This is a genomic window from Methylovorus sp. MP688, assembly GCF_000183115.1.
Taxonomy (GTDB): Bacteria; Pseudomonadota; Gammaproteobacteria; order Burkholderiales; family Methylophilaceae; genus Methylovorus; species Methylovorus glucosotrophus.
In genome coordinates this window covers 782007-806312 of the sequence record NC_014733.1, presented here as the reverse complement: position 1 = coordinate 806312, position 24306 = coordinate 782007, and the positions used below count along the sequence as shown (strand labels likewise).

Below are 24306 nucleotides of genomic sequence, written 5' to 3'. Positions count from 1 at the left end.
ACCATGGTCAACGCTCCTTCAGACAGCACCGGCAAACTGGCATTTGATGCCAATAGCCTGAATCAGCTGAAGCTGGCCGGCAAGAATGATTCGCCTGAAGCGATCAAGGCCGTCGCCAAGCAGTTTGAAGCCGTATTCGTCAACATGATGCTGAAAAGCATGCGCGATGCCACGCCCCAGGAAGGCATGTTTGACAATGAACAAAGCCGCACTTTCACTGCCATGCTGGATCAGCAGTTGAGTCAGAATATTGCATCCAAGGGCATAGGCCTGGCCGATGTACTGGCAAGACAGCTGAGCAAAACTGGTGTTACCCCCGGCGCCAACCCCGATCAGGATGACGGTGTGAGCGCGGCTTTGCCCTATAGCAGCCCCTTTGTGCCCCGCACGGCGCTGCAGATGTATGCAGACCCATCGCAGGACGCCAGCAAGGGCTCAGGCTCAACCAAGTCCGATGGCAATGCTGACAGCTTCCAGGCCACCATGGCGCCGTATGCCGAGGAAGCCAGCCGCACAACGGGCATCCCTGCCAACTTCATGCTGGGTCAGGCCGCGCTTGAGAGCGGCTGGGGCAAACGCGAAATCAAGGGCGTCAACGGCGAGAACAGCTATAACCTGTTTGGCATCAAGGCCACCGCTGGCTGGACTGGCAAGACCGTGGATGCTGTCACCACGGAATACGTGAATGGCGTCAAGCAGAAGCGCGTGGAAACCTTCCGCGCCTATGACTCGTATGCAGACTCCTTCAAGGATTTTGCCAACATGATCAGCAAGAATCCGCGCTATGGCAACGCCATGTCCAACCTCAATGACGTCAATGCCTACGCGCAAGGACTGCAAAACGGGGGGTACGCTACAGATCCTGACTACGCCAGCAAACTGATCAGTGTGATCAAGAAGGTCACTACCGCCTGATGCCCACGATTAAAGTTCCTGCGGCTTCTGCCGTCAATAATCCATAGTCTAGGAAAAAAGAACCATGGGAAGCGATATCTTAAATATAGGTAAAAGTGCGCTGAACGCAGCCCAGATCGGGATTAGCGTGACGGGCAACAATATCTCCAACGCTTCCAGTGCGGGTTACAACCGGCAAGTGATTTCGCAATCAGCAGCCGCTTCGCAGAATGTAGGCTTTGGCTATCTGGGCAAAGGTACTCAGGTAACCAGCATCGAACGGGTATACAGTGCCCTGCTGGCCAAGCAGGTGAATGTCAGCCAGGCCCGCAGCAGTGAGCTCTCCACCTACAGTTCGCAGATCAACAGTATCAACAACATGCTGGCCGATTCTTCGGCAGGCTTGTCGCCTGCCCTGCAGGATTTCTTCGACAGCGTGCAGGATCTGACCAACAACCCGGGCTCGGCTTCCAGCCGCCAGGCCATGCTGTCTTCATCCGAAGCGCTTGCCAGCCGTTTTCAGAGCCTCAGCAGCCGCCTCACCGAGATGGAAAATTCGGTCAACTCGCAACTGAGAAGCAGCACCTCACTGGTCAACTCATACGCCCAGCAGATCGCCTCCCTGAATGACTCGATCAACAATGCGATGGGGGCCACGGGCAAAACACCCAATGACCTGATGGACCAGCGTGATCTGCTGGTCAGCAAGATGAGCAGTCAGATCAAGACCACCATCGTGCAATCGGGCAACAGCTATAACGTATTTGTCGGCAATGGTTTGCCTCTGGTGGTGGATAAGGAAAGCTACAGCCTGTCCGTGGTCAATTCGCCCACCGACAGCACCCGGCTTGAAGTGGCATATTCCGGCAAGGGTGGCACCCCGATCATTCTGGGGGAAAACAGCGTCACCGGCGGCACGCTGGGCGGCCTGGTCCAGTTCCGCAACCACTCACTGGATACCACCAAAAACCAGTTGGGCCAGATTGCCATTTCACTGACCGAGACTTTCAACGCCCAGCAAAAACTGGGGCTGGACCTCAATGGCAATGCGGGCGTGAATTACTTCAACACCATCAGCCCGACCATCAAATCCAATGGCAACAATACCGGCAATGCCGTGTTGACCGGCAGTTTTACCGATGCCTCGGCGGTTACCACCAGCGACTATACGCTGACCTATAACGGCGGCACCAATTACTCGGTCAAACGCCTGAGCGATGGCACCACCACCAACTACACCAGCATGCCGATCACCATTGACGGGGTCAGCATCAGCGTCAGTAGCGGCACCATGAGCAGCGGGGATAACTTCCTCATCCAGCCCACAGCCGATGCCGCCAGACAGATTTCCGTATCGATCACCGGCACCGACCAGATTGCCGCAGCATCACCATTGATTGCCGCCAAAAGCAGCAGCAATACCGGCAGTGGCGCCATCAGCAACCTGACAGTGAACAGTGCCTACATGGGCAGCCCTTTCAGTAGCGCACTCACGCTTACATACAATAGCGGTACAGGCACGCTGAATGGTTTCCCCGCGACCGAAGCCGTCACCGTCAAAACCAGTAGCGGCACCACGACGACCTATGCCGCTGGCGCTGCTGTTCCCTATACCGCCGGAGCAACCTACACCGTGGCCGGGGCCAGTTTCACCATGGGTGGCACACCGAATAACGGCGACAGCTTCACGCTGACGCCCAGCACCGGCAGCAGTTCAGGCAACAATACCAACGCCTTGCTGTTGGCAAAGCTGCAAACAGCCTCTACCGTTAGCGGCAACAAGTCATATGAAGCTGCCTTTGCCCAAATCGTGAGCGCAGTGGGCAACAAGACCAGTGAGCTGCAGGTAACAGGCGCGGCAGAAGCCACCCTGCTGGAACAGGCACAGGCCGAAATGGAATCCAACTCCGGGGTCAACCTGGACGAAGAAGCCGCCAACCTGCTTCGCTATCAACAGTCTTATCAGGCCGCTGCCAAAGTCATGCAGATTGCCAGCCAGATGTTCGACACGCTGATCAATATCCGCTAAGGAATATCGCCATGCGCATTAGCACCAATACAATTTATCAAACCGGGATCAACAAGATCAGCGCCCTGCAGAGCGAGCAGTACAAGCTGCAACAACAGGTTTCTTCCGGCAAGCGTATTCTGACCCCCGCCGATGATCCTGTCGGCGCTGCCCGCGCGCTGACCATCAGCCAGGCACAAAGCATTAACAGCCAGTATGCCGATAACCGCGCCATGGCCTCGTTCAACCTGAACTCGATTGAAAGCACCTTGACCAGCGTGACCGATCTCATGGTATCGGCCAAGAGCACGCTGGTCGGTGCCGGCAATGCAGTCTTGTCCAGCGAGGAAAAAAATTACATTGCCACCCAGCTGAGTAATGACCTGCAGGAATTGATCGGCCTTGCCAATAGCAAGGACGGCAATGGCAACTACCTGTTCGGCGGTTTCAAGAACACGACCCAGCCCTATACCGCCACTACCACGGGCGCCACTTACAACGGGGATAATGGCCAGATGGACATGCAGGTCAGCGATACGCGCCGCATGTCGACCACGGAAAATGGCCCGGACGTATTTCAGGCAGAGGGCAATGACGTATTTGCCACGCTTTCCAATATTGTGGACCTGCTCTCCAACCCCGCCACCACCTCCGCCGCGCTGAATACCGCCTTGGCCTCGGCCAATACCAGCCTGGATAAAGGCCTGGACAACGTGCTGACCGTGCGCGCCTCCACCGGCTCCAAGCTGAAGGAAATCGACGCGCTGGACAACAACGGCGACGATAGAAATCTACAATACAAGGCAGAACTGTCCGACATTCAGGATCTGGATTACGCCCAGGCGTTGTCCGACATTACCAAGCAAAAAACCATTCTGGAAGCAGCGCAGCAGTCTTACGTTCAGCTCTCCGGCCTCACGCTGTTCAAGTACATCTAATGTGATCTGCCTACGAATGTGCAGGGCTTGAAGACAGGCGGTTTGAAGATAAGGTGGCTAGAAACGCAAGGCCATATTGGCCGTGCTTTCCTGTATTAATTGCAGGATAGGCTGCAAAATCCCCGGCAATACCAGCGCGACCACCACATAGCCTATGGCGATGGTCACCGGAAACCCTATCCCGAAAAGATTAAGCTGCGGCGCGGTACGTGTCAGTATGCCAAGCGCCATGTTGGTAATCAGCAAGGCCGCGATCGCCGGCAGTGAAATCAGCAGACCGGCACTGAAAATCTTGCCGCCCCAGTTCGCCATTTTCATGAAGTCCAGCCCGCCCTGCCATTCGGCACTCAGGGGAAAATTGGCAAAGCTTTCCATCACGGCCGAGATCATGAGCAAATGCCCATCCAGACTCAGGAAGATCAGCGTGGTCAGCAACACCATGAACTGGCTGATGGCATTGCTCTGCCCCTGGGTCTGCGGATCATAAAACATGGCAAAGCCCAGGCCCATGGTCATGCCTATCATCTGGCCCGCCATTTCCACCGCGGCAAACACGATACGCATGCTGAAGCCAATGGCAAACCCGATCACCATCTGCTGCGCCAGCACCAGTATGCCTTTCCAGCTGAAAATATCCAGCAACGGCGGTTGAGGCAGACTGGGCAGTAGCGCCAGTGTCATCATCAGCGCCATGCTGATTTTGACGCGGGCGGAGATGGAACGGTGACTGAGGACAGGGGCCACGGCGATCATGGCCAGAATACGGGTCATGGGCCACAACAGCAGCACGATCCAGGATTGCAGGATATCCGTGTTGAGAGAGACCACAGCGTGGGCTTATCCCGCCAGGGAAGGAATGCTGGTGAAGATGGCGCGCATGTAGTCCAGCATGACGCTGAGCATCCACGGGCCCGCGATCACCAGCACGGCAAATACACCGACCAGTTTGGGAATGAACGACAAGGTGGTTTCGTTGATCTGCGTCGCCGCCTGAAAAATACTGACCAGCAAGCCGATGACCAGCACCACGATCAGCATGGGCGCCGATACCATCAGAGTCACTTCCATGGCCTGGCGGCCCAGGGTCATCACGCCTTCTGGGGTCATGTCCGCACCTTTCTCAGTAAAAACTCTCGGCCAGTGAGCCAAGCACCAGTTGCCAGCCATCCACCAGCACAAACAGCATGAGCTTGAATGGCAGGGCCACAATGGCAGGTGACACCATCATCATGCCCATGGACATCAGCACGCTGGCGACCACCATGTCGATGATGAGGAAGGGAATGAAGATGGCAAAGCCGATCTGGAAGGCGGTTTTCAGCTCACTGGTCATGAAGGCAGGCACCAGCACACGCAACGGCGTCTGCTCGGGGCCATCCACAGCATCACTGCGCGAAATGCGCATAAAGAGGGCAATATCGGCCTCGCGCGTTTGCTTCAGCATAAAAGTCTTGAGCGGGGCAGCGCCCTTCTCCAGCGCTTCCTGCAGGGTGATCTTGTTCTCGGACAAAGGCTGGTAAGCCTCAACGTAGATCTTGTCCATCACCGGACTCATCACAAAAAATGTCAGGAACAGCGCCAGCCCCACCAGCACCTGGTTGGGCGGCGAAGTCGGTGTACCCAGCGCCTGGCGCAATAGCGACAAGACAATGATGATGCGGGTAAAGCCAGTCATCATCAGCAATACAGCAGGCAGGAAAGAAAGCGAGGTCAGCAGCAGCAGCGTCTGCAGGCTCAGGGTGTAATTCTGGCTGCCACCGGAGCCCGGAGCGGCATTGATCAGGGGCATGGCGGCCTCGGCATGGGCCAGCGCCGGAATAGCCAGCAGTGCCCATGGCAGATGCCGGAGCAGAGTTTTGCAATGACGATGCGCCAGGATGGAATTACTTTTTGCCATGAAATTTCTCTGCGGATCGTTGTAACCAGCCGGCAAAGGGCTGCGGGTTGGCACTGGTGATGGCCTGCTCGACCTGGCTGTCACCTGCTTCAAGATCGGCCAGTGCACGCACTTGCCCGGGGGCCACGCCCACGACGATCCAGCGTCCCGCCACTTCAACCACCACGACACGTTCACGGGTACCCACGCTGACGCCACCCACGACGCGGGCGACCGAATTCTGGGCGGTGCGTCCAGGGGCAAACCGGCGAATAAGCCAAGCCAGGCCCGCCATGATGGCAAGCACCACCAGCAAACCAAACGTCATCTTGAGGGCACTGGTGGCAGGCGTCGGTGGCGCATCAGCAGCAAACACCAGCATCGGCAACAGCAGCGCGGGAAGGACAGCCAGTTTTCTCATGCGCTGCCTATCGGTTGATTTTACGTATGCGTTCAGCCGGGGTGATGATATCGGTGAGGCGGATACCAAACTTGTCATTCACCACCACCACTTCACCCTGGGCAATCAGGCAGCCATTCACCAGAACATCCATCGGCTCACCGGCCATGCCATCCAGTTCCACCACCGAGCCCTGCGCCAGTTGCAGCAGGTTTTTGATGGCGATCTTGGTGCGGCCCAGCTCGACGGTCAGCTGTACGGGAATGTCGAGAATGAAGTCGATGTCGTTCTGCGTCTCGCTCATCTTCTTGCCGGTCAGCTCGGTAAACACCGTCGCCTGGGCAGGCTTGGCTTGCAGCGGACTGTCTTCGGCCTGCTGCTGCTCGGCCATGGCGGCACCCCAGTCGTCTTCAGCGGCAGCGCCTGCTGCGGCTTGTTCAAATTCGTCTTCCGGGCTATTCGCCATGTTTCTCTCCTTTTACATACTCTGAGGCGTTGGCCCGCAGCAATTTCTCTACCCGCAGCGAATATTGCCCGTTGAACACCCCGTATTTGCATTCCATGACCGGCACATTATCGACATGCGCCTCTATCGTTTCCGAAATATTGAGGGGAATCACATCGCCCACTTTCATGTTCAGTACATCGCCCAGCTGCATTCTGGCTTTGGCCAGGTTAGCCACCAGCTCCACCTCGGCGGCCTGAATCTGTTGCGTCATCAGGCGCACCCAGCGCTTGTCCACGCCCAGCACCTCGCCTTGCAGGCTGGAAGTCAGGAGATCGCGCACCGGCTCGATCATGGAATACGGGAAGCAGAAATGGATTTCGCCGCCTGCCGGGCCCAGCTCAATACTGAAGGTGGTCGCCACGATCACTTCGTTGGGAGTGGCAATATTGGCAAACTGGGTATTCATTTCCGAGCGCAGGTATTCGAACTTGACCTGATATACCGGCTCCCAGGATTTTTCGTAGTTTTCGATCACGATCGCCAGCACGCGCTGGATGATGCGCTGCTCGGTCTGGGTAAAGTCGCGCCCCTCAATGCGGGTATGAAAACGGCCATCGCCGCCAAACATATTGTCAACGATGGAAAATACCAGCGAGGGATCAAACACCATGAGCCCGGTGCCGCGCAGTGGATTCATGTGCACCAGGTTAAGATTGGTAGGCACCACCAGATTGCGCACGAACTCGCTGTATTTGGAAATGCGCACGGGGCCGACGGAGACTTCCACGCTGCGGCGCATGAAGTTGAAGAGGCCAATGCGCAACAGGCGGGCAAAGCGTTCGTTAATGATCTCAAGCGTAGGCATGCGCCCACGGACGATACGTTCCTGGGTAGCAAGGTTGTATTCGCGCACGCCATGCGGGTCGTGCTCGACCGGGGTATCGTCCTGGTCAAGGCCCACGCCCTTCAGCAGGGCATCGACTTCATCCTGAGATAAAAAACTGTCCGCCATGGCTGTTTATTGCACCACGAATGAAGTGAAAAATACGCCACTGACTTCCAGCGGCTTTTCGCCCGCCGAGAATGGCTGTTTGACCTGCGCCACAATCTCGTCGCTCAAGGCTTTCTTGCCTTCAATGCTGGTAACTTCGGAAGGCTTTTTGCTGGAAAGCAGCATCAGCAGACGGTTGCGTATTTCCGGCATGTGCAGCTTCACGATCTCAGCCTGCTCGGCATCGGCGACTTTTAATGTGAGGTCGACTTGCAGGAACTGGGATTCAGGATCAGGTTGCAGATTGACGGTGAAGGTCTCCAGGCTGACAAAGACCGGCGGTTTTGGCGCCTCTTCGTGCTTTTCTTCGACCTTGTGTTCTTCCTTGGCAGGTTTGTGCAGGAAGAACCATGCTGCCGCCCCACCGCCACCGCCGAGCACCAGCAGGGCAATCACGATAATCATGATCAGCTTCTTCTTGGAACCCGCTGCAGGTGCTTCTTCTGCGGGCGCTGCCGCTTTTGGATCTTTTGCCATCTAATGCTCTTCCCTTGTAACCGCGTCTATCTGGACGCTTCTATTATTAAAAATCCAAGGATACCAAGATGCGCCGAAAAGAGGGAGAAAAATAGCCCAAATCGGGCAGAGAGCGCGCGGCGGGGAGGGTTGGATGGGCATCCGGGCCATATCAGGGCCAAAGCGGATGCCGATCTGTGTATCAGGGCGACTGAAGGTGCCCGGCTGAACGTGCCCGACTTAAGTGACTGAGCAAACGCCCTAGACGAAGGTATCCACCATGCCGTTGCCGCTACGCACCGCGGTAGACTGCACGGCGGCGGGGGCTGCACTACCATCTTCCGCCGCATTGCCGGAAGCGCGGCCACTACGGCCACCCGCTTCTGCCAGTTGCTGCTGGGATTGCGTATGCTCGCCGACGTTGCTCTGCCCAAGCTGGATGCCGGAGGCATTGAGCATGTCGCGTAGATTGGACATGCCATCCTGCAGTGCCTGGCGCACTTCCTGGTTGTTGGACATGAAGGTGGCATCGGCAATGTCATTGTGCACATGAATGACCACTTGCAGCGGCCCCATGTCAGGCGGGTTCAGGGTGAGCGTGGCAGATTGCTCGCCGCCAGCCACCATCCAGGCCACTTTCTGGCCGATGGCCTGATCCCAGCCTGCGCGGCCAGGATACGCCGTAATGGTATTGGAGCTACCGACGGCTTCGCTCGCCTGCACAGGATTCATGGGCGCAGTCGCTGCGACAGCTTGCGCCTGGGTAATGGTGGCGGTGTTATCCACCTTGGCCGCTTGCTGTTCAGCCAGCTTGGCGGTTTCGCCCGTACTGAATCCTGGCAGCATTTTCTCCAGCCATGCACTCATATCGGCTTGGTCACTGCCAGCCTGCGCAATCTGGCTGGTATCGCTAGTGTCAGTGCGGCTTTGAGCCAGCATATTGCCCAGCTCCTGATCCAGGCGGCCACGGGGGCGGCTGTCAGTAGTATCCACCTGCGGCTTCGGGGCGGCTGCGGCATCTTCTGTGGTCAATGCAGGCTTGTCAGCAGGCGTTACCGGCACGTTGGCAGGCACGGCCAGTGCCGCAATGGCAGGATCCGTAGTCACCACGGACGCGGCATCTGTGGTTTCTTTTGTTTCTTCCGACTTCTCAGGCTTGCCCTTGAGGTCTTTTCCCTGCTTGGCAAGCAAGGCGAGGTCCTTGAACTGGTCAGCCAATTCAGGGGCGATATTGGCGCTGATGTCTGCGGCATCTTTTTTGGCGTCAGCCGCCTTGGTATCCGTCGCTTTTTGCTCGGTCTGTGGCGATTTCACATTCGCCGTCGTGGCTTTGCCCTGCTGACTGTCGTTCTTTTGCTGGCGCTGCTGCACCTGGTTGGACAGCACTTTCTGAAAACTATTGGTGGCCGCCGCGCTGTCCGTCGTCGTGGACTTGGGGGCATTCATGGAGCCCATGCCATTGCTGGACGGGGTGCTGGAAATGATCGGTAACGGGGTATTTTGCATGATTCACTCTTTCGCAGTATGGGAGCTAGCCTCGGCCAGGCTGACGGCTGCTGCGCATGGCATGCTCATCCATCAGTTTCTGATCGCGCTTTTGCTCCTGCTGGTGCGCTTTCTTTTCCGAGCGCTCTGCCAGTACCTCATAAGATAATTTCTTTTTCTGGCATTCCTGCCAGACGATGCGTTGGGCGGAAACACGGCTGCGCGCCAGTTCCACGGATTCCTGCTGCCCCCCTACCGCCTGGTCAAGTTTGCGGATAAAGGACTGAAAATTCTGATACGACTGGGCATCCATGCCGGTTTCGAGATCACGCGCCAGCTTGGCCATGTAGTCATTGCGGTATTCGGTCAGCATATTGAGCTTGACCTGTGCATCTTCGAGCAGCTTGTTGAGTGCCACCAGCTTTTCGGCGGCCTGATCGGCCTCCTTGCCAGCCAGCTCGGTCAATGTCACCAGAACCAGTGATTGTGCTGTCATATCTGCCCCCTACTGATTAACTCAGCCTGCCACCACGGCGGCAAGCTCAGCAATACTATGTTCAACATCGGAACGCTCTGCAATATCCTGCTGCAAAAACGCCTCGATTTTTGTGTGCTTGGCAATCGCCTCATCCAGGACCGGGTCGCTGCCAGCTTCGTATGCTCCTACATTAATCAAATCCGCACTGCGTGTATACCGCGAATTGAGCTGCTTTAACCTTCTTGATAGCTTTTGATGTTCGGGCAAGGTTATGTTATGCATGGCGCGACTGATGGATTGCTCGATGTCAATCGCCGGGTAATGGCCGCTTTCTGCCAGGCTGCGACTCAGCACAATATGTCCATCCAGAATGGCGCGCGCGGCATCGGCAATCGGGTCCTGCTGGTCATCGCCTTCAGTCAGCACGGTATAAAACGCGGTGATAGAGCCCTCGCCTGGCCGTCCGTTGCCCGCACGCTCCACCAGCGCTGGCAACTTGGCAAATACCGAAGGCGGATAGCCCTTGGTGGCAGGCGGCTCGCCGATCGCCAATGCGATCTCGCGCTGAGCCATGGCATAGCGCGTCAGCGAATCCATGATCAGCAGAACATTCTTGCCCTGATTACGGAAAAACTCGGCAATCGCCGTGGCATAGCTGGCGCCCTGCAAGCGCATCAGCGCGGGCACATCGGCCGGAGCCGCCACCACCACCGAGCGGGCGAGGCCATCCGTGCCCAGAATCTGTTCGATAAACTCTTTTACTTCGCGGCCCCGCTCGCCAATCAGGCCCACCACAATCACATCGGCCGTGGTGTAGCGCGCCATCATGCCCAGCAGCACGCTCTTGCCCACACCGGAACCGGCAAACAGGCCCATGCGCTGGCCACGGCCTACGGTCAGCATGCTGTTGATGGCGCGTACGCCCACATCCAGCACATCGGTAATCGGGGCACGCATCAAGGGATTAAGCGGACGGGTATTCAGTGGCACGCTGTTCTGCGTGAGCAATGGGCCGAGATCATCCAGCGGACGGCCGGCACCATCAACCACGCGCCCCAGCAAGCCATCGCCGACGGGCAAATGGCGGGCGCGATCCGAGGTACGGCGGCGTGGAGGATTGGAATGGCTGGGTTTGGGCAAGGCATCGGACACATCCATGGCAAACACCTTGGCGCCGGGGACGATGCCCTCTACCCCGCTTTGCGGCATCAACAGCAATTTATCGCCATCAAAGCCCACGACTTCGGCTTCTACACGGCGGCCTTCGGCCAGTGGCACCACACAGGCGCTGCCGATGGGCAGCTTGATGCCGACGGCTTCCATTACCAGCCCGGTGAGTTTAGTGATACGGCCTGCGACTTCCAGCGGCTCAACAATCTCCAGTATCTCGCCGCAATCGCGCAGATAGCGATGCCAGCGTTGCACGTGAGGATTGGCGGCAGTCATTATTTCAGCCAGTCATTCTGCTGGGAAAGTGCATCGGCAATGCGCTTCCAGCGCACTTCATTGGTGGCGTCGATCTGGTTGGCGGCGGTTTCGACGATGCAGCCACCACGCTCGACATTGCGGTCTTCCTGGATCATCCAGTGGTGCTCGGCAATATCGTCCACCAGATAGTTTTTCAGGGTTTTGACATCCTCGGGATGCACCAGAATCCGGGCAGGACGCTGCACATACGGCAAATAGTGAATGGCATCTTTCACCACGCTCAGCACGGCGGCCGGATCGACTTCGATCTTGGTCTTCAGCATGGCCTTGGCCAAGTCCAGCGCCAGTGCCAGCAATTGCTCGCCCACGGCTTCATCAGAGGCCGACATGGCTTCGGTCAGCGAGTTGAGCAACACCTGCAATTGCTCACGCTCGGCCTGCGCCTGCTCCAGGGCTTGCGCCATGCCAGCGGCATAGCCTTCTTCCAGCCCTTTGGCGTAACCTTCCTGGCGCAGCTTGTCTATCATCTGCGCCAGCTTGGCGCTGTCGGCTTCTTTTTCCTGGGGCGATTTGGCGACCGCCACCGGCTTGGGTTTATCCTCGGCAAACGAGGATAGCTCCCAGCGCTGATATGCGGTCTGTTTTTCCTTGGGGATGGTGGCGTTAGACATAAGCCTCGTCGCCCTTGCCGCCCAGGATAATCTGGCCTTCGTCGGCCAGACGGCGGATGATCTGCAGGATCTGCTTCTGCTGCGCCTCGACTTCGGAAAGCTTGACCGGTCCCTTGGTTTCGAGGTCTTCGCGCATCATCTCGGCCGCACGGCTGGACATGTTCTTGAATATCTTGTCGCGCAGCTCTTGCGTCGCACCCTTGAGTGCCACGATAAGGGTTTCGGACTGCACTTCGCGCAGCATGACCTGTATGCCCTTGTCGTCGATATCAATGACGTTATCAAAGACAAACATCTCATCCATGATCTTCTGCGCCATGTCTTCGTCGTAGCTCTTCAGGCCTTCCATGACGCTGGCTTCGTTGTCGCCGCCCAGATAGTTCATGATCTCGGCTGCCGCCTTGATACCGCCCATCTGCTGCTTCTTCAGGCTTTCGTTGCCAGTCAGGAGCTTGGTCATCACTTCATTGAGTTCGCGCAGCGCGACTGGCTTGACGCCATCCAGCGTGGCAATGCGCAGCATGACGTCCTGCCGCAGACGATCAGTAAAATTGCTCAGCACTTCAGCGGATTGATCGGGCTCAAGATGGACCAGGATAGTGGCGATGATCTGGGGATGTTCGTTCTTGATGAATTCCGCCACGGTCTGCGCATCCATCCACTTCAGGCTTTCAATGCCGCTGGCGTCGCGCGTTTGCAGAATGCGGTTCAGCAGCCCGGCTGCCTTGTCATCGCCCAGTGCCTTGGTCAGCACGGAGCGGATGTACTCGTCGGAATCGAGGCCGATGGAGGTTTTCTGGTCAGCAATATCGAGAAACTCCGTCACCACGGCTTCAATCTGGTCATGCTCAACCGATTTCATACCCGCCATGGCCGACCCAAGCTTCTGCACCTCTTTCGGGCTCAGGTACTTCATGACCTCCGCCGCCTCATCCTCCCCCAATGCGAGCATGAGGATTGCGCTTTTCATCACGCCATCTTCACTCATTCTTTACTCACCCAATTCGTTACCAAACTCGCGACCAGTTTAGGGTTTTCCTTGGCCAGCTGTTTGGCAGCTTCCAGATTTTGTTCGTAGCCTTTGGCGGCGAGCTTTCTCGGCACACCCACCATATTTTCACCCTCCGCTCCCTCAGCGGCGCCAGTCAGTGTCACCACGGCGGCATCATCGTCACCGGGCGCGGGCAAGGCTTCCTTTTCATCCGACTTTACCAGCTTTTGCATCATCGGTTTCATCAGTTTACGATAAAGCAGGAAGATTACCAGCAGGCCTGCGGCCATCTTCAGCCACTCTTTGGCCATCTCGATGTTTTCTGGCTGCTTCCACAATGGCAGATCAGGGATGGCTTCGATCTGATCACCGGCAAACGAGCTGTTGACTACGGTCAGCGAATCGCCACGTTCCTGGTTGAAGCCCATTGCCTGCTTGGCAAGATCGCTGATCTCGGTTTTTTCGGCATCGGTCAGTGGGCGGTTGGTCACCTTGCCATTCTTGTCCACCACCTGCTTGTGATTCACCACCACGGCCACGGTCAGGCGTTTGACGCCCCCCATGGGTTGCTGCACATAGCGGATGGTCTTATCCAGCTCGTAATTGGTGGTGACGTTCTTTTGCGTGTTAACCGGTACGGCAGGCGTGGCATTGGCTGCGTTAGCGGCCGCTGCATTCGCAGGCGTGCCTGCGCCGGGCGCACCGGCATTGGCTGGAACAGCGGTATTCAGCGGTGCCGTGGCAGGTGCCGGTGGCTGATTGGACAGCGCACCTGGGACACCACCCACACCAGCAGGCGAGGTGCTTTGTGATTCATTGGATTGCTGGCTGCGCACCGACATGGCATCTGGTGCCTGATTGGGGCGATAGGTTTCAGCAGCCTGCTCCTGGGTAGAGAAATCCACTTCGGCACTGGCTTCGGCATGCACGTTCTTGGCACCGACCATAGGCGCGATGATGGACTCAACGCGGCGCACGATATTTTGCTGCAACTCGTCTATATATTTAAGTTGCGTTGGGTCCAGATTATTGCGGCCAGCTTTTTTGTCGGTATCGGACAACAGATTGCCGTTCTGGTCGACCACGGTCACATTGGCAATCGGCAGCTCAGGCACGCTGCTCGCCACCAGATGCACGATGGCGCTCACCTGCTGCTGATCCAGCATGCGGCCTGGGCGCAGATTGAGCAGCACACTGGCAGTGGGCTTTTGCTGATCGCGCACAAAGACGGAAGGCTTGGGAATCGCCAGGTGGATACGGGCCACTTCAACGGCGGAGATGGTCTGGATGCTGCGCTCCAGCTCGCCTTCAAGGCCGCGCTGGAAATTCACTTGCTCGACAAACTGGGAAACCCCGAATTTCTGGTTTTCAAGCAGCTCAAAGCCGATATTGCCGCCCTTGGGCAAGCCCTGGGCTGCAAGCTTCAGCCGCACTTGATGCACTTGCGATGCTGGCACCAGAATGGCAGTGCCGCTCTCGGAAAACTTGTAGGGGATGTTCATCTGCTCAAGCGAGGCGACAATGGCGCCGCCATCCTTGTCAGCATAATTGGAAAACAACACACGGTATTCGGGTTGCTGGCTCCACAACCAGAACACCACCATGACAGCGACCACGGCGGCCACGCCCAGTGCGAGCAAAACCTTGTTGGTCAATACAGCCGTGTTCTGCCCAAATATGCCAGTGGGGGCAGCTTCAACAACGGCGTCAGGTGCTGCAGCCATATCCATCTCCAATTCAAAACGCGCTCAAGTGACCGGTTTAATGTTGGGCCCTTGAGCAAGGATTACCGATTGCAGGTCATTATCATCGCATCCGCCATTTTCAAATGCTGGAATAGAGCGAATTTCACTGGTTTATTTGGGGGCTGACTGGATAAGGGGAATGATACATTAGCTTCGTAGCATTCCCTATGCGGTGAGGACAAGATGGCCATTAACGGAATAGATTCCAGCAGGATAGAATCCATGCTGGCGCAGATCAGAGCGGCAACGCAGAAGCCAGCCATGGCGCCTGTTGCCGAGACCACGCCTGCCAGCAACACGCAAAGCACACCCAAAGTCGACTTTGCCGAAACACTGAAAGCCAGCCTGAATCAGGTGAACCAGTCGCAACTGGAAGCGGAACGCCTGGGCAAGAATTTCGCCATGGGTGATGATTCGGTCAGCCTGTCCGATGTCATGATTGCCGGGCAGAAGGCCAATATTTCCTTCCAGGCCACCTTGCAGGTGCGCAACAAACTGGTGTCCGCCTATCAGGACATCATGAACATGCAGGTTTAAGCCGTTTCAGGATAAAAATCTCAGGGGTGGTATTGCGGCGGCTCCGCGTCCGCATCCTGCTCCAGCCGATAGAGCCAGGCCAGAATCTCCGCAATCGCCATATACAGTTTGGGCGGGATATGGTCGTCCAGATCAATCTGCATCAGCAAGGACACCAGCTCCTTGGATTCATGCACAAACACATCATGCTCGCGCGCCCGGGCAATAATCTGCTCCGCCACCAGCCCACGGCCTTTGGCCACCACACGCGGCGCAAAGTCACCGGTCTCGTAGGCCAGGGCTATCGCCTGCTGGGTCAGACCCGCTTCGGCCGGTTTATTCGCCATCGCGCACCACCACCAGGGCATCTATCGTTTGCCCGCTTTGTTCCAATGCCTCAAACAGTTGATGCCGACGTGCGCGCATGGTTTGCAGCGTATCAATCTGCTGCGCCTGCAACTGTATGCTCATGTGGCCATTCACCACGCGCAGGCGGGCGCTGACGCGTCCCAGTTGTGGCAAGTCCAGCGTCAACTCGCTGCTGACTTCAGGTTCGTAATCCAGCTGCGCGGTGGCGTGATCGGTCGCCGTATCCTGCTGATTGCCGCGCTGCGCCACCGGCACCGATGGCGGCTGGTACAGCAAGGGCTGATTGAGAGCAGGATTGGGCAACATGGATTGCTGCAAAGGCGATGGCTGATTGAATGCCTGTGCTTGCACGGCCGCTGCCGGTGAGGCCTGGGTCTGCGTGGATTGCGGCTGTGCTTGTTGCACTTCCACCGACCAGTTCATCTGCTGGCCAGGCCACACCTCGCCGCGCCAGTTCACCCGGCTGTTTTCCAGCACGGAAAGCTGCTGCGGCAACAGCATGGTGCCGGCATTGGAGTTGGGTTGATTCTGTGGCTCTTGCAGGATCGCGGCCAAAGGACGCCCACCTTCGGCAAAGGACTTGAGATGCGATTCATAAAACAGCCCGGTCAACGTGAGGGCCTGCTTGAGATCCTGCGCCATTTGCTGCGGCGCCTGTGGCGATTGGCTGACAATGCCTGTGGCCTCAAACCGGGTAGGAACGCCCTGCTTCTGGGCTTCCTGCAATTTGCTGTCGATGAGTCGGGCGGCAGAACTGAGGGCAATGTCGGGCTCGGCCTCTGCAGTAAGCGATGACATGAGCTGAAAGGTGGGGGTCGGCGTTTCATCCAGAAAACGCAGGGTGAGGTTTTGCCCTACCCTGGCCTGCGAACCCAGGTCCATCTTGAGCAGCGTGCCGCCAACTTCCACATTGAAATGCCGGGGATCGGCACGGGACATCACCTGGGCCAGATAATCCTGGCCCTTGATGAATTGATTGAAACGAAAATCGACATCCTGAACAGTATCGGCAACCCTGACCGTAGGCAGCGCCTGGGTTACCCGGCTAACCGGCGCAACTCCTGGCGTATCCGATAGCTTGATCTGCATGGCAGTTCATTACTGCCGATAACTGCTACCGAGTCGACGCTCGTTGCTGTTGCTGCTGATCATGGCCGACAGCTTGACCATCCACGGATCCACCAGATTGCGGATTTCGCGATCATCTGCCAGGATTTTCTTGATGCTGGCGATCTTGCGCTGCAAGGATGGCCCACTCAAATGCTCTTCGGTGCAGGACTTCAGTTGCTGCACAAAATCCGCGCAACGCTGCTCCAGCTGTGCCAGGCGCTCCCAGTCATGTTCGCGCGCTGCCAGCAGCATTTCGCCAGTGACATCGGCCACAGACTCGTAGATTTGGACTTCCATGGATTCGCTCATTACGATGCCTTTGCGTAATTTTGTACACGCTGAAACTGGGTGTTGTCAGGCGCAACCTGGGTACCAATGGCTTCCCAGGCACTCTTGAGATCGCCCAACAGGCGTATGACTTCCTGTATCAGCGAGGGATCATTTTTAATATTGGCCATATAGAGACGGTCGCTCATATAGCCGTACAGCGCATCCAGACTGGTGGCAATCTCGCCACCGGCTTTTTTGTCCAGACTCAGGCGCAGGCCGCTCTCGATAATCATGATCGCCTTGGAGATCATGGCGCCCTTGCGCTCAAAGTCCTTGGCTTCCATATGCATCACGGCGGTGTGGCAGGCCGTCATCGCACCGTCATATAACATCACTACCAGTTTGTGGGGGTCGGCGGAGACCACGCCGGTTTCAACGCCAACCCGGGAATATTCATTCACACCACGACTAGATCCAAACATAATCTTTATTCCTTAAATGGCAGGGTTAGCTGTTTGCCGAAAGTTGCGCGAGCTGCTGAGTCAGGTAGCTGCTCGTCGTTTTCATGCTGGCGACCAGAGTATCCAGTGCACTGAACTGGGCGCGGTAGCGTTTTTCAATCGCATCCAGACGATCATTCAAGGCCTCCTCCTGCTTGGTCAAACGAGTTATTGAGCTGTTCAGACCATCGGTACGCGTCGCGAGCAAGCCATCGTCGCTCAGCAGATTGGTCGTGACTTCATTCAACTGGCTGGCGAAGCCCTTGCTGAAGGTAATCGTGCCGCGACTGCCGGTGCTGCCACCCAGAATCTTGACGAACAGGCCTTCAGAATCGTCACCCGTCGCGCCCTTCAAGCTCTGCCCTGTGCCGGTAGCGGCAACGCCATTGATCGAGCCGGCGACATTCACACCGGTGGTGGAAGTGGCACTGCCAAACAGGCCGCTGGCACCATTGCCACCATTCAGCGTAATCCGCGAATCAGAACCGTAGCTGGGCGAAGTGATTTTCAGCGCACCGCCGCCATCCACGCCAATCTGGGCCAGGGAACCTGCACTCACCAGCTGCTGCTGCACCTGGTCAGCCAGTGCCTGGGTGCTGGCATAAGTGCCTGCGGCCAAGGTAATACTGTAGTCAGTGCCGTCAATCGAAAAGGTCACCTTGTCGTTGCTGCCGGCGGTAATCGTCAGGTTGGGGGCGCCACCGCCCACCATGGTGCCCTGGGTAGCCAGCTGCGTCACCGTCACGGCATAGGTACCGGCCTTGGTAGCGGTAGAGCTGCCGCCGTATGCGGTCAGCGCATCCGTGGTCGTACCGCTGGCACCGAACAGTTTTGAAATATCAGAGAAATTGGTTTCCAGAGCAGTCTTGAGCTTGGTGCTATCCAGTGCAAGTTTGCCATCGCGCTGAAAGCCGACGCCAATTTGCGACAGGGTGCTGTAAGTGCTGGTGCCATCAATGGTCTGGGTAAAAATACTTTTCATCTGGGTGGAGATGGAGCGTGCGCCAGAATCCCCCAGTAATACGCCAGACTTGGTGCTGTCTGTCGCATTGAAATTGGTCAGGTTGCGTATCGTGGTGTCGAGTGCGTTGTAGGCATCGACAAACGCCTGCACATTCTTGACGATGCCATCCGTATCGGTAGCCACATTCAGATTGGTGGCGGTGCCGGTGCCTACCTTGAGCAGATTGAGGGTCACGCCCTGAATCGCGTCTGTAATGGTATTGCTGGACTTGGTGACACTGATGCCATCCACTGTCAGCAAGGCATTGGTGGCAGCCTGGCTTTGTGTCATGTTTTTGCCCGCGCCTGCCGTGCTGGTCGGGTCGTAGGCCAGCTGCGAAAGCCCGCTGGCATCGCTGCTGTTGCCATCGCTATCGGTTACGCTGATCTTGACGCTACTGGAGGCGCCCGTCTCTTTGGAGGTCACCACCAGACGCGCACCATTGGTGGAGCCGTCATTCACAATCGAAGCCGTCACTCCGGCATTGGCGGAATTGATCGCATCGCGCACGCCAGCCAGGGTGTTATTGGAAGAGTCAATGGTGATGGTTGCCCCGGTTTTGCTGCCGTTGACGCTAAAGGTATTGGTGGTGCTGTTGTACTCGCCGAAGCTGATCTCCAGCGTGCCGCTACCGATTACCGCGTTGGTCGAGGAAAAACCGGAAGAAGCGATCTTGTGCGCTTGTGCAAGCTGGGTCACATTGATCGAGTAATTGCCCACAGTAGCACTGCCGGTGGCAGTAGCCGTGAACAGGCTGGTATCGCTGGACGTTGCCGTTTGCAGGTTGAATTTGGAGGCGGTTGCCAGACTGCTGATCGTAGTCTGGAAAGTAGACAGCGCACTTTTCAATGTGCCATAGGCCGATATCTTGGATTGCGTTGCAGTCTTTTGCGCGGTTACTTGGGTAAGAGGGCCTTTTTCTGCGTTGACTAATGCCGTCACCCAGGTCTCGAGCTCCAGTCCGGAACCAGTTCCTAATCCTGTCAATGTCGCCATAATCCTCTCCTACCTATCGGCATCAAGCCGTTTGTTTAATAACCAGACCTTGCAATTTATCCAGCGTCTTGGAAATCGCCAGCACTTCTTCGTTGGGGATTTGCCGCAACACTTTGTTTGTTTCTGTATCCACTACTTTCACCACGACTTTTCCGGAATCCTGATCCATGGAAAATTGCACACTCTGTGCCACGGGTGAAATAAAACTGTTCAGCGTTTTAACTGCGGCCGCGATATCTTTGTCACTTGCAGATTTGTTGGTGTCGTTTTGCGCAGCCGTTGTCTGGGCTGGTGCTGACACTGTCGCTGCTGCCCTGCCGCCACCCAAACCCTGGGGGCTGCTGCCAGCGCCATATGTATATGCATTTATATTTGCGATCGACATTTTTAGCTCCTTTGTGTGAATGCCCGTAGAAGGCTTTCGTTCCTTCTACGGGCGATTCATCCCATCTAGCCTTCGCTTACGTCTTAGCCTCTCAGGAGGGTCAGCACGTTTTGCGGTACGGTGTTAGCCTGGGCCAACATCGCGGTACCTGCCTGTTGCAGAATCTGCGTACGGGTCAGGTTGGCGGTTTCTGCCGCAAAGTCAGCATCAACAATCCGTGACTTGGCTGCCGACTGGTTTTCAACCGATACTTGCAAGGCGCTGATCACAGACTCAAAGCGGTTTTGCACAGCACCCAGCGTAGCGCGGTTGGTATTGGCAGTGTTCAGGGCCGTATCAATCGCAGTCAATGCCGTGTTAGCAGCGGTGTCGGTCAGGATGTTGCCTGAGATCGAAGAAGCTGCTGTTGCGCTGACAGTAATCGTCTGACCGCTATCTGCACCCACTTGGAAGGTCATGCTGGTAGAGCCGAACACAGCGATACTGTTAAACTTGGTGTCAGTGCCCAGACGGGTGATTTCGCTAGCCAGTTGCTGGAATTCAGCATCCAGGTTAGAACGGTCACCAGTACCGTTGGTGGCGTTGGCGGACTGAACAGCCAGTTCACGCATACGTTGCAGTGCATCGGTTACTTTACCCAGCGCGCCTTCAGCAGTTTGTGCGAAAGAGATCGCATCGTTAGCGTTACGGATCGCAACAGTTTGACCGCGAACCTGGGAGTCCATACGCGTTGCGATGGACATACCAGCGGCGTCATCCTTAGCGCTGTTTACGCGCAGACCAGAAGACAAACGTTGCAGCGAAGTATTCAGGCTCGACTGAGAAGCAGACAGGTTACGTTGAGCATTCAGCGAGGCGATGTTGGTGTTAATTACAGCAGCCATGGTAATTCTCCTTTGTTAATTGATTCAAACACTTACTTTGCATTTCAGCATTGCGTTCATCGCGCCGCTGTTAAATTGTTTATCGGTTACTTTTAGTGAAAATTTAGCGGGGTTGGCTATTTAAATTTTCAAGCATTCCGAATCAAGCAATCTTGTGTTTGATGACGGCCGTAATTAACAAATCTTTAAACCTTTCTCATATATTTTTATTAAGAACTATAAAAATCAATTACTTAAACTTATGTACGCTGAGCCGAAACTCGCGTGGTCAACTGCTTTGCTGCCTTGTTTAGCTTGGTTTGGTCCCATGGCTCATTAACGATTTTCTGAAAATTCCGCACTTCATGCAGGACTTGATCGTCGCTTTGGATCACTTCGGTGAGACTATCCAGTGTCAAATTGAGCAAACGGATGAACGCTTTCTGCTTGCCGTACTCATCTTCGGTCACCATGCTGATGCGATAACTGAGCTCATTGACCTCGCGCATGACCTTTTGCATGGCACGGTAAGATTGTGTTGTCTTCACCTGTTCAGCCAGCTGACGTGACTTCATGGCCAGCTCGGATTCGTTCTGCAACAATGCAGGCAAAGTATGTGCCAACATCTTGGCAAGCTGATCCTGCCAGGGTCGGCCATCATCTGCGGCATTGCTTAAATCACCAAAGGCGGCAAACCGGGACCGTTGCGACTGGATGGCCACCGAGGCCTTCACCAGCTTGAAAATCCCGTCCAGCAATGCATCCCAGTCTTCATTCTCAATGGCATAGGCCAGCTTCATCCCCGCTTCATTGGAGTTTTTCGCCAGCTGGCGGGCCACTTTCTGAAAGCGCTGCTCCAGCATGCTGGGAGCGGCAGGCGACGGGCTGCCCTGTTGTGGGGCGCTCGTCGGCGCGGCGGCCTGTTGTCCAGTCAATTCCAGATACAAGGCCTGATAGGCTTCAGGCGTAGGCGCAATGTCACGCGCCTCCAGTCGTGCCAGGATTTCCTGGCCGAGCAAGGCGGGTTTCTGCTGATAGATATGGAGAGTAGGGTCTGCCATGGCTGCATCTCCTTTGCCGCTCGGGCAAAGGCTCCGTCTATAGTTTGATTCCGCCATGCTAATCAAACAGACGACAATGCAAACAGCCTAACAGGGAGGTAAAAACCGCTTAAATCGGCAAAACCCACGGCTGAGCTTTGCCAGAGTAGGGTCAGACCAGAGACGTGGACTCACATCTGCGCTGTCTCCAGGCAGCGACAGCCGCCTAATCGACCAGATTGTTTTTTATCGCGTAGTGCGTGAGTTCAGCGTTGTGCTTCAGCTGCATTTTTTCCAGAAGCCGGGTGCGGTACATGCTCACGGTTTTGACGGATAGCGACAGCCGCAGGGCAATCTCACCCACCGTCAGGCCGGAGGCAATCAGCGTCAGCGTCTGGAATTCGCGGTCGGACAGCGACTCATGCAAGGGCTTCTCGGTATCCATCACCTGATTGGCCAGGGCGTCGGCCACTTCCGGCGTAATGTATTTCTTGCCCTTGGCGATCACCCGGATCGCATTCACCAGCTCGGAAGAGGCACCCTGCTTGCCCAGATAGCCAGCTGCGCCGGCCTTGAGCGAGCGGATGGCGTATTGATCCTCACGATGCATGGACAGCATGAGGATGGCGATCTTGGTGTTTTCCTTTTTGATATAGCGCAGCGCATCGATACCACTGCGGTCCGGCAATGAAATATCCAGCAGAAGCACATCGGCCTCGAGTTTGCAGGCGTAGTGGATGGCCTCACTGGCATTTTGCGCCTCGGCGATGACTTCGATATCCTCGGTTTCCGACAATATCTGCTTCAGCCCTTCGCGAAGAATCGCATGGTCATCGGCGATGATGACCTTTATTTTTTTATCTGCAGGCATATAAATGCTTGTCCCCGTATTACCTTCGTTATGTCGCAATCTTACTTGAGACTGCGTGGAATTTTAACCTGCACCGCTGTACCCCCACGTACACGTTTTTCGACTTCAAGACTGCCATCCAGCGCAGCGACGCGCTCCCGCATGCCCCGCAGACCAAAAGAGTTGGATTTATGCTGGTCCTGCATGCGTATGCCCTGACCGTCATCGACGATACGCAGCATGATATCGCGGTCTTCGACCAGAAGCTCAACTTCCACCTGCCTGGCCCTGGCATGCTTGGCGATATTGGACATCGCCTCCTGGCAGATGCGGAACAGCGTGATCGCCTCATCGGCACTGACAGCCAGCTCGGTCTGCGAGCTGTAAAACCGGCACGGCAGGGAAAACTGCTTTTCAAATTGCCCGCATTGCCACTCCAGCGCCGCGACGATGCCCAGTTCCAGCACATCCGGCCGCAAGTCACTGGCAATGCGATGCACGATATCAAAGGTGCGATCGACAATGCTTTCCAGATTGTGTGCCTTCTCCACCAGCTTGGGTTCATCGGGATTGATACGCTTGATAATGGAGGTAAGGCCGATCTTGATCGCGGTCAGGTTGCCACCGAGATCATCATGTATCTCGCGCGCAATGCGCCGACGCTCCTGCTCTTTCACCTGTGTCAGGTGGGCAGACAGCTCGGCCATGCGCTGGCGTGAGCGTTCAATCTCGAGCTTTTCGTTTTTGCTCTGCGTAATGTTGGTAATGATGCCGCCCCATTGCACTTCGCCATCGTGCAGCTTGATGGGACTGCCACGCAGGTTGATCCACTTGGTATCCTGCCAGGCCTTGATCCAGATGCGGCCCTCCCAGTTCAATACCTTCATTTCATTGGCCGAGGTCAGCAAGGCTTCACGGAACGATGGCCGGTCTTCTTCTGCCATCAGCCGGTAAAACTGCGATGGCGTCTTGGTCAACTCGGCTTCGGTAATGCCCAGCACGGCATAACAGGCCTCGCTCAGATAGATAAAACCCAGCCGGCCCGGCCCCAGCAATCTGAACTGGAATACCAGACCCGGCGTGTTGGCCACAATCGCCTGAAAGCGCGACTCGCTGTCATCCAGCGCCTGCATGGCTGAGCGGCTGACGCTGTTTTTCATAACCAGCATCCAGGACCGCCCTTCGGCCTCAAAAAAGCTCACTTTGGTGCTGTCGCCTGCACGCCGCCCTTTTTCGCCATCGGCCTTGGGTAATAACAGCGTCGTCAACGGTGCGCCTGAAGGCTGTTTCACGCACTGGGCCTGCCACTGCACAAGCTCGGTCTCGGGCATGCCGAGCACCGCGTGCAATGGCATTGCATGCAATTGCGTCAGCGTGCATTGATGACTGACCAGCGCCTGACTGCTGACGCAGGCCAGTTGCATGTTATTAGCATCCACCAGATAGGCTTCATCCGACATGCCTGACATCAGTGCAGAAAAAAATGGATTGGCTATCGTTGCCTCTAGCAAGACATCACCTGTTGTTCATGGATA

27 protein-coding genes are annotated in these 24306 nt (G+C 56.3%); 4 read left to right on the top strand and 23 right to left on the bottom strand.

Going from position 1 to position 24306, the window contains the following annotated elements; all coding sequences use genetic code 11:
* Positions 1–3: 3 nt before the first annotated feature.
* The 3 genes from flgJ to flgL all read left to right on the top strand — a co-directional run bounded on the left by flgJ (position 4) and on the right by flgL (position 3840).
* Complete coding sequence (flgJ, locus tag MPQ_RS03945) at positions 4–915, top strand: flagellar assembly peptidoglycan hydrolase FlgJ (RefSeq protein WP_013441603.1); 912 nt, start codon at positions 4–6, stop codon at positions 913–915.
* A 64-nt stretch (positions 916–979) separates the two neighbouring features.
* The gene (gene flgK / locus MPQ_RS03940; protein WP_013441602.1) at positions 980–2923 is read left to right on the top strand and encodes a flagellar hook-associated protein FlgK; all 1944 of its coding nucleotides are present in this window, start codon (positions 980–982) and stop codon (positions 2921–2923) included.
* An 11-nt stretch (positions 2924–2934) separates the two neighbouring features.
* Positions 2935–3840, top strand: a complete 906-nt coding sequence (gene flgL, locus MPQ_RS03935) for a flagellar hook-associated protein FlgL (protein ID WP_013441601.1) — start codon at positions 2935–2937, stop codon at positions 3838–3840.
* A 57-nt stretch (positions 3841–3897) separates the two neighbouring features.
* Here flgL and fliR read toward each other — a convergent pair whose 3' ends face one another.
* The 13 genes from fliR to fliF all read right to left on the bottom strand — a co-directional run bounded on the left by fliR (position 3898) and on the right by fliF (position 14848).
* Entirely contained in the window at positions 3898–4668 is a 771-nt protein-coding gene (fliR, locus tag MPQ_RS03930; RefSeq protein ID WP_013441600.1) for a flagellar biosynthetic protein FliR, read from the bottom strand.
* A gap of 9 nt (positions 4669–4677) precedes the next feature.
* Positions 4678–4947 (bottom strand): flagellar biosynthesis protein FliQ, encoded by a 270-nt coding sequence (gene fliQ / locus MPQ_RS03925; RefSeq protein ID WP_013441599.1) that lies wholly within the window; start codon positions 4945–4947, stop codon positions 4678–4680.
* A gap of 13 nt (positions 4948–4960) precedes the next feature.
* Positions 4961–5737: a flagellar type III secretion system pore protein FliP gene (fliP, locus tag MPQ_RS03920; RefSeq protein ID WP_015829589.1), complete on the bottom strand. Its 777-nt coding sequence runs from the start codon at positions 5735–5737 to the stop codon at positions 4961–4963.
* Positions 5724–6137, bottom strand: coding sequence for a flagellar biosynthetic protein FliO (gene fliO / locus MPQ_RS03915; RefSeq protein ID WP_013441597.1), 414 nt, complete (start codon positions 6135–6137; stop codon positions 5724–5726). The genes fliP and fliO overlap by 14 nt, the downstream gene beginning before the upstream one ends.
* A 7-nt stretch (positions 6138–6144) precedes the next feature.
* A complete protein-coding gene (gene fliN / locus MPQ_RS03910) occupies positions 6145–6582 on the bottom strand; it encodes a flagellar motor switch protein FliN (protein ID WP_013441596.1) in 438 nt (145 codons plus the stop codon).
* Positions 6572–7576 carry a flagellar motor switch protein FliM gene (gene fliM / locus MPQ_RS03905; protein WP_013441595.1) on the bottom strand — a complete coding sequence of 335 codons (1005 nt, stop codon included), beginning with the start codon at positions 7574–7576 and terminating at the stop codon, positions 6572–6574. Before fliM ends, fliN begins: the two co-directional genes overlap by 11 nt.
* A 6-nt stretch (positions 7577–7582) precedes the next feature.
* Complete coding sequence (gene fliL, locus MPQ_RS03900; RefSeq protein ID WP_013441594.1) at positions 7583–8092, bottom strand: flagellar basal body-associated protein FliL; 510 nt, start codon at positions 8090–8092, stop codon at positions 7583–7585.
* 240 nt (positions 8093–8332) lie between these two features.
* Positions 8333–9577 carry a flagellar hook-length control protein FliK gene (locus MPQ_RS03895; RefSeq protein WP_013441593.1) on the bottom strand — a complete coding sequence of 415 codons (1245 nt, stop codon included), beginning with the start codon at positions 9575–9577 and terminating at the stop codon, positions 8333–8335.
* Positions 9578–9602: 25 nt separating this feature from the next.
* Positions 9603–10052, bottom strand: coding sequence for a flagellar export protein FliJ (gene fliJ / locus MPQ_RS03890; RefSeq protein WP_013441592.1), 450 nt, complete (start codon positions 10050–10052; stop codon positions 9603–9605).
* Positions 10053–10073: 21 nt separating this feature from the next.
* The gene (gene fliI, locus MPQ_RS03885) at positions 10074–11480 is read right to left on the bottom strand and encodes a flagellar protein export ATPase FliI (RefSeq protein ID WP_013441591.1); all 1407 of its coding nucleotides are present in this window, start codon (positions 11478–11480) and stop codon (positions 10074–10076) included.
* On the bottom strand, positions 11480–12133 hold the full coding sequence (locus MPQ_RS03880) for a FliH/SctL family protein (RefSeq protein ID WP_013441590.1): 654 nt from the start codon (positions 12131–12133) through the stop codon (positions 11480–11482). The genes fliI and MPQ_RS03880 overlap by 1 nt, the downstream gene beginning before the upstream one ends.
* On the bottom strand, positions 12126–13121 hold the full coding sequence (fliG, locus tag MPQ_RS03875; protein WP_013441589.1) for a flagellar motor switch protein FliG: 996 nt from the start codon (positions 13119–13121) through the stop codon (positions 12126–12128). The genes MPQ_RS03880 and fliG overlap by 8 nt, the downstream gene beginning before the upstream one ends.
* A complete protein-coding gene (gene fliF, locus MPQ_RS03870; RefSeq protein ID WP_041362562.1) occupies positions 13118–14848 on the bottom strand; it encodes a flagellar basal-body MS-ring/collar protein FliF in 1731 nt (576 codons plus the stop codon). The genes fliG and fliF overlap by 4 nt, the downstream gene beginning before the upstream one ends.
* 204 nt (positions 14849–15052) lie before the next feature.
* On the opposite strand from fliF, the gene fliE reads away from it, so the two are divergent.
* Positions 15053–15406: a flagellar hook-basal body complex protein FliE gene (gene fliE, locus MPQ_RS03865; protein ID WP_015829583.1), complete on the top strand. Its 354-nt coding sequence runs from the start codon at positions 15053–15055 to the stop codon at positions 15404–15406.
* A gap of 20 nt (positions 15407–15426) precedes the next feature.
* Here fliE and MPQ_RS03860 read toward each other — a convergent pair whose 3' ends face one another.
* From MPQ_RS03860 to MPQ_RS03815, 10 genes are all read right to left on the bottom strand, one after another.
* Complete coding sequence (locus tag MPQ_RS03860) at positions 15427–15732, bottom strand: EscU/YscU/HrcU family type III secretion system export apparatus switch protein (RefSeq protein WP_013441586.1); 306 nt, start codon at positions 15730–15732, stop codon at positions 15427–15429.
* On the bottom strand, positions 15722–16843 hold the full coding sequence (locus tag MPQ_RS03855) for a flagellar hook-length control protein FliK (RefSeq protein ID WP_013441585.1): 1122 nt from the start codon (positions 16841–16843) through the stop codon (positions 15722–15724). Before MPQ_RS03855 ends, MPQ_RS03860 begins: the two co-directional genes overlap by 11 nt.
* Positions 16844–16852: 9 nt before the next feature.
* Complete coding sequence (locus MPQ_RS03850) at positions 16853–17173, bottom strand: flagellar protein FliT (RefSeq protein ID WP_013441584.1); 321 nt, start codon at positions 17171–17173, stop codon at positions 16853–16855.
* Positions 17173–17616, bottom strand: coding sequence for a flagellar export chaperone FliS (gene fliS, locus MPQ_RS03845; protein ID WP_013441583.1), 444 nt, complete (start codon positions 17614–17616; stop codon positions 17173–17175). The genes MPQ_RS03850 and fliS overlap by 1 nt, the downstream gene beginning before the upstream one ends.
* A gap of 25 nt (positions 17617–17641) precedes the next feature.
* Positions 17642–19633 (bottom strand): flagellar filament capping protein FliD, encoded by a 1992-nt coding sequence (gene fliD, locus MPQ_RS03840; protein WP_013441582.1) that lies wholly within the window; start codon positions 19631–19633, stop codon positions 17642–17644.
* Between the two features lie 22 nt (positions 19634–19655).
* Positions 19656–20018, bottom strand: a complete 363-nt coding sequence (locus MPQ_RS03835) for a flagellar protein FlaG (RefSeq protein WP_013441581.1) — start codon at positions 20016–20018, stop codon at positions 19656–19658.
* 83 nt (positions 20019–20101) lie between these two features.
* On the bottom strand, positions 20102–20902 hold the full coding sequence (locus tag MPQ_RS03830; protein WP_013441580.1) for a flagellin: 801 nt from the start codon (positions 20900–20902) through the stop codon (positions 20102–20104).
* A 239-nt stretch (positions 20903–21141) separates the two neighbouring features.
* Positions 21142–21942 (bottom strand): hypothetical protein, encoded by an 801-nt coding sequence (locus tag MPQ_RS03825; protein ID WP_013441579.1) that lies wholly within the window; start codon positions 21940–21942, stop codon positions 21142–21144.
* A 205-nt stretch (positions 21943–22147) separates the two neighbouring features.
* Positions 22148–22792, bottom strand: a complete 645-nt coding sequence (locus MPQ_RS03820) for a response regulator transcription factor (RefSeq protein WP_013441578.1) — start codon at positions 22790–22792, stop codon at positions 22148–22150.
* A gap of 41 nt (positions 22793–22833) precedes the next feature.
* Positions 22834–24231 (bottom strand): histidine kinase, encoded by a 1398-nt coding sequence (locus MPQ_RS03815; protein ID WP_013441577.1) that lies wholly within the window; start codon positions 24229–24231, stop codon positions 22834–22836.
* Positions 24232–24306: the final 75 nt, after the last annotated feature.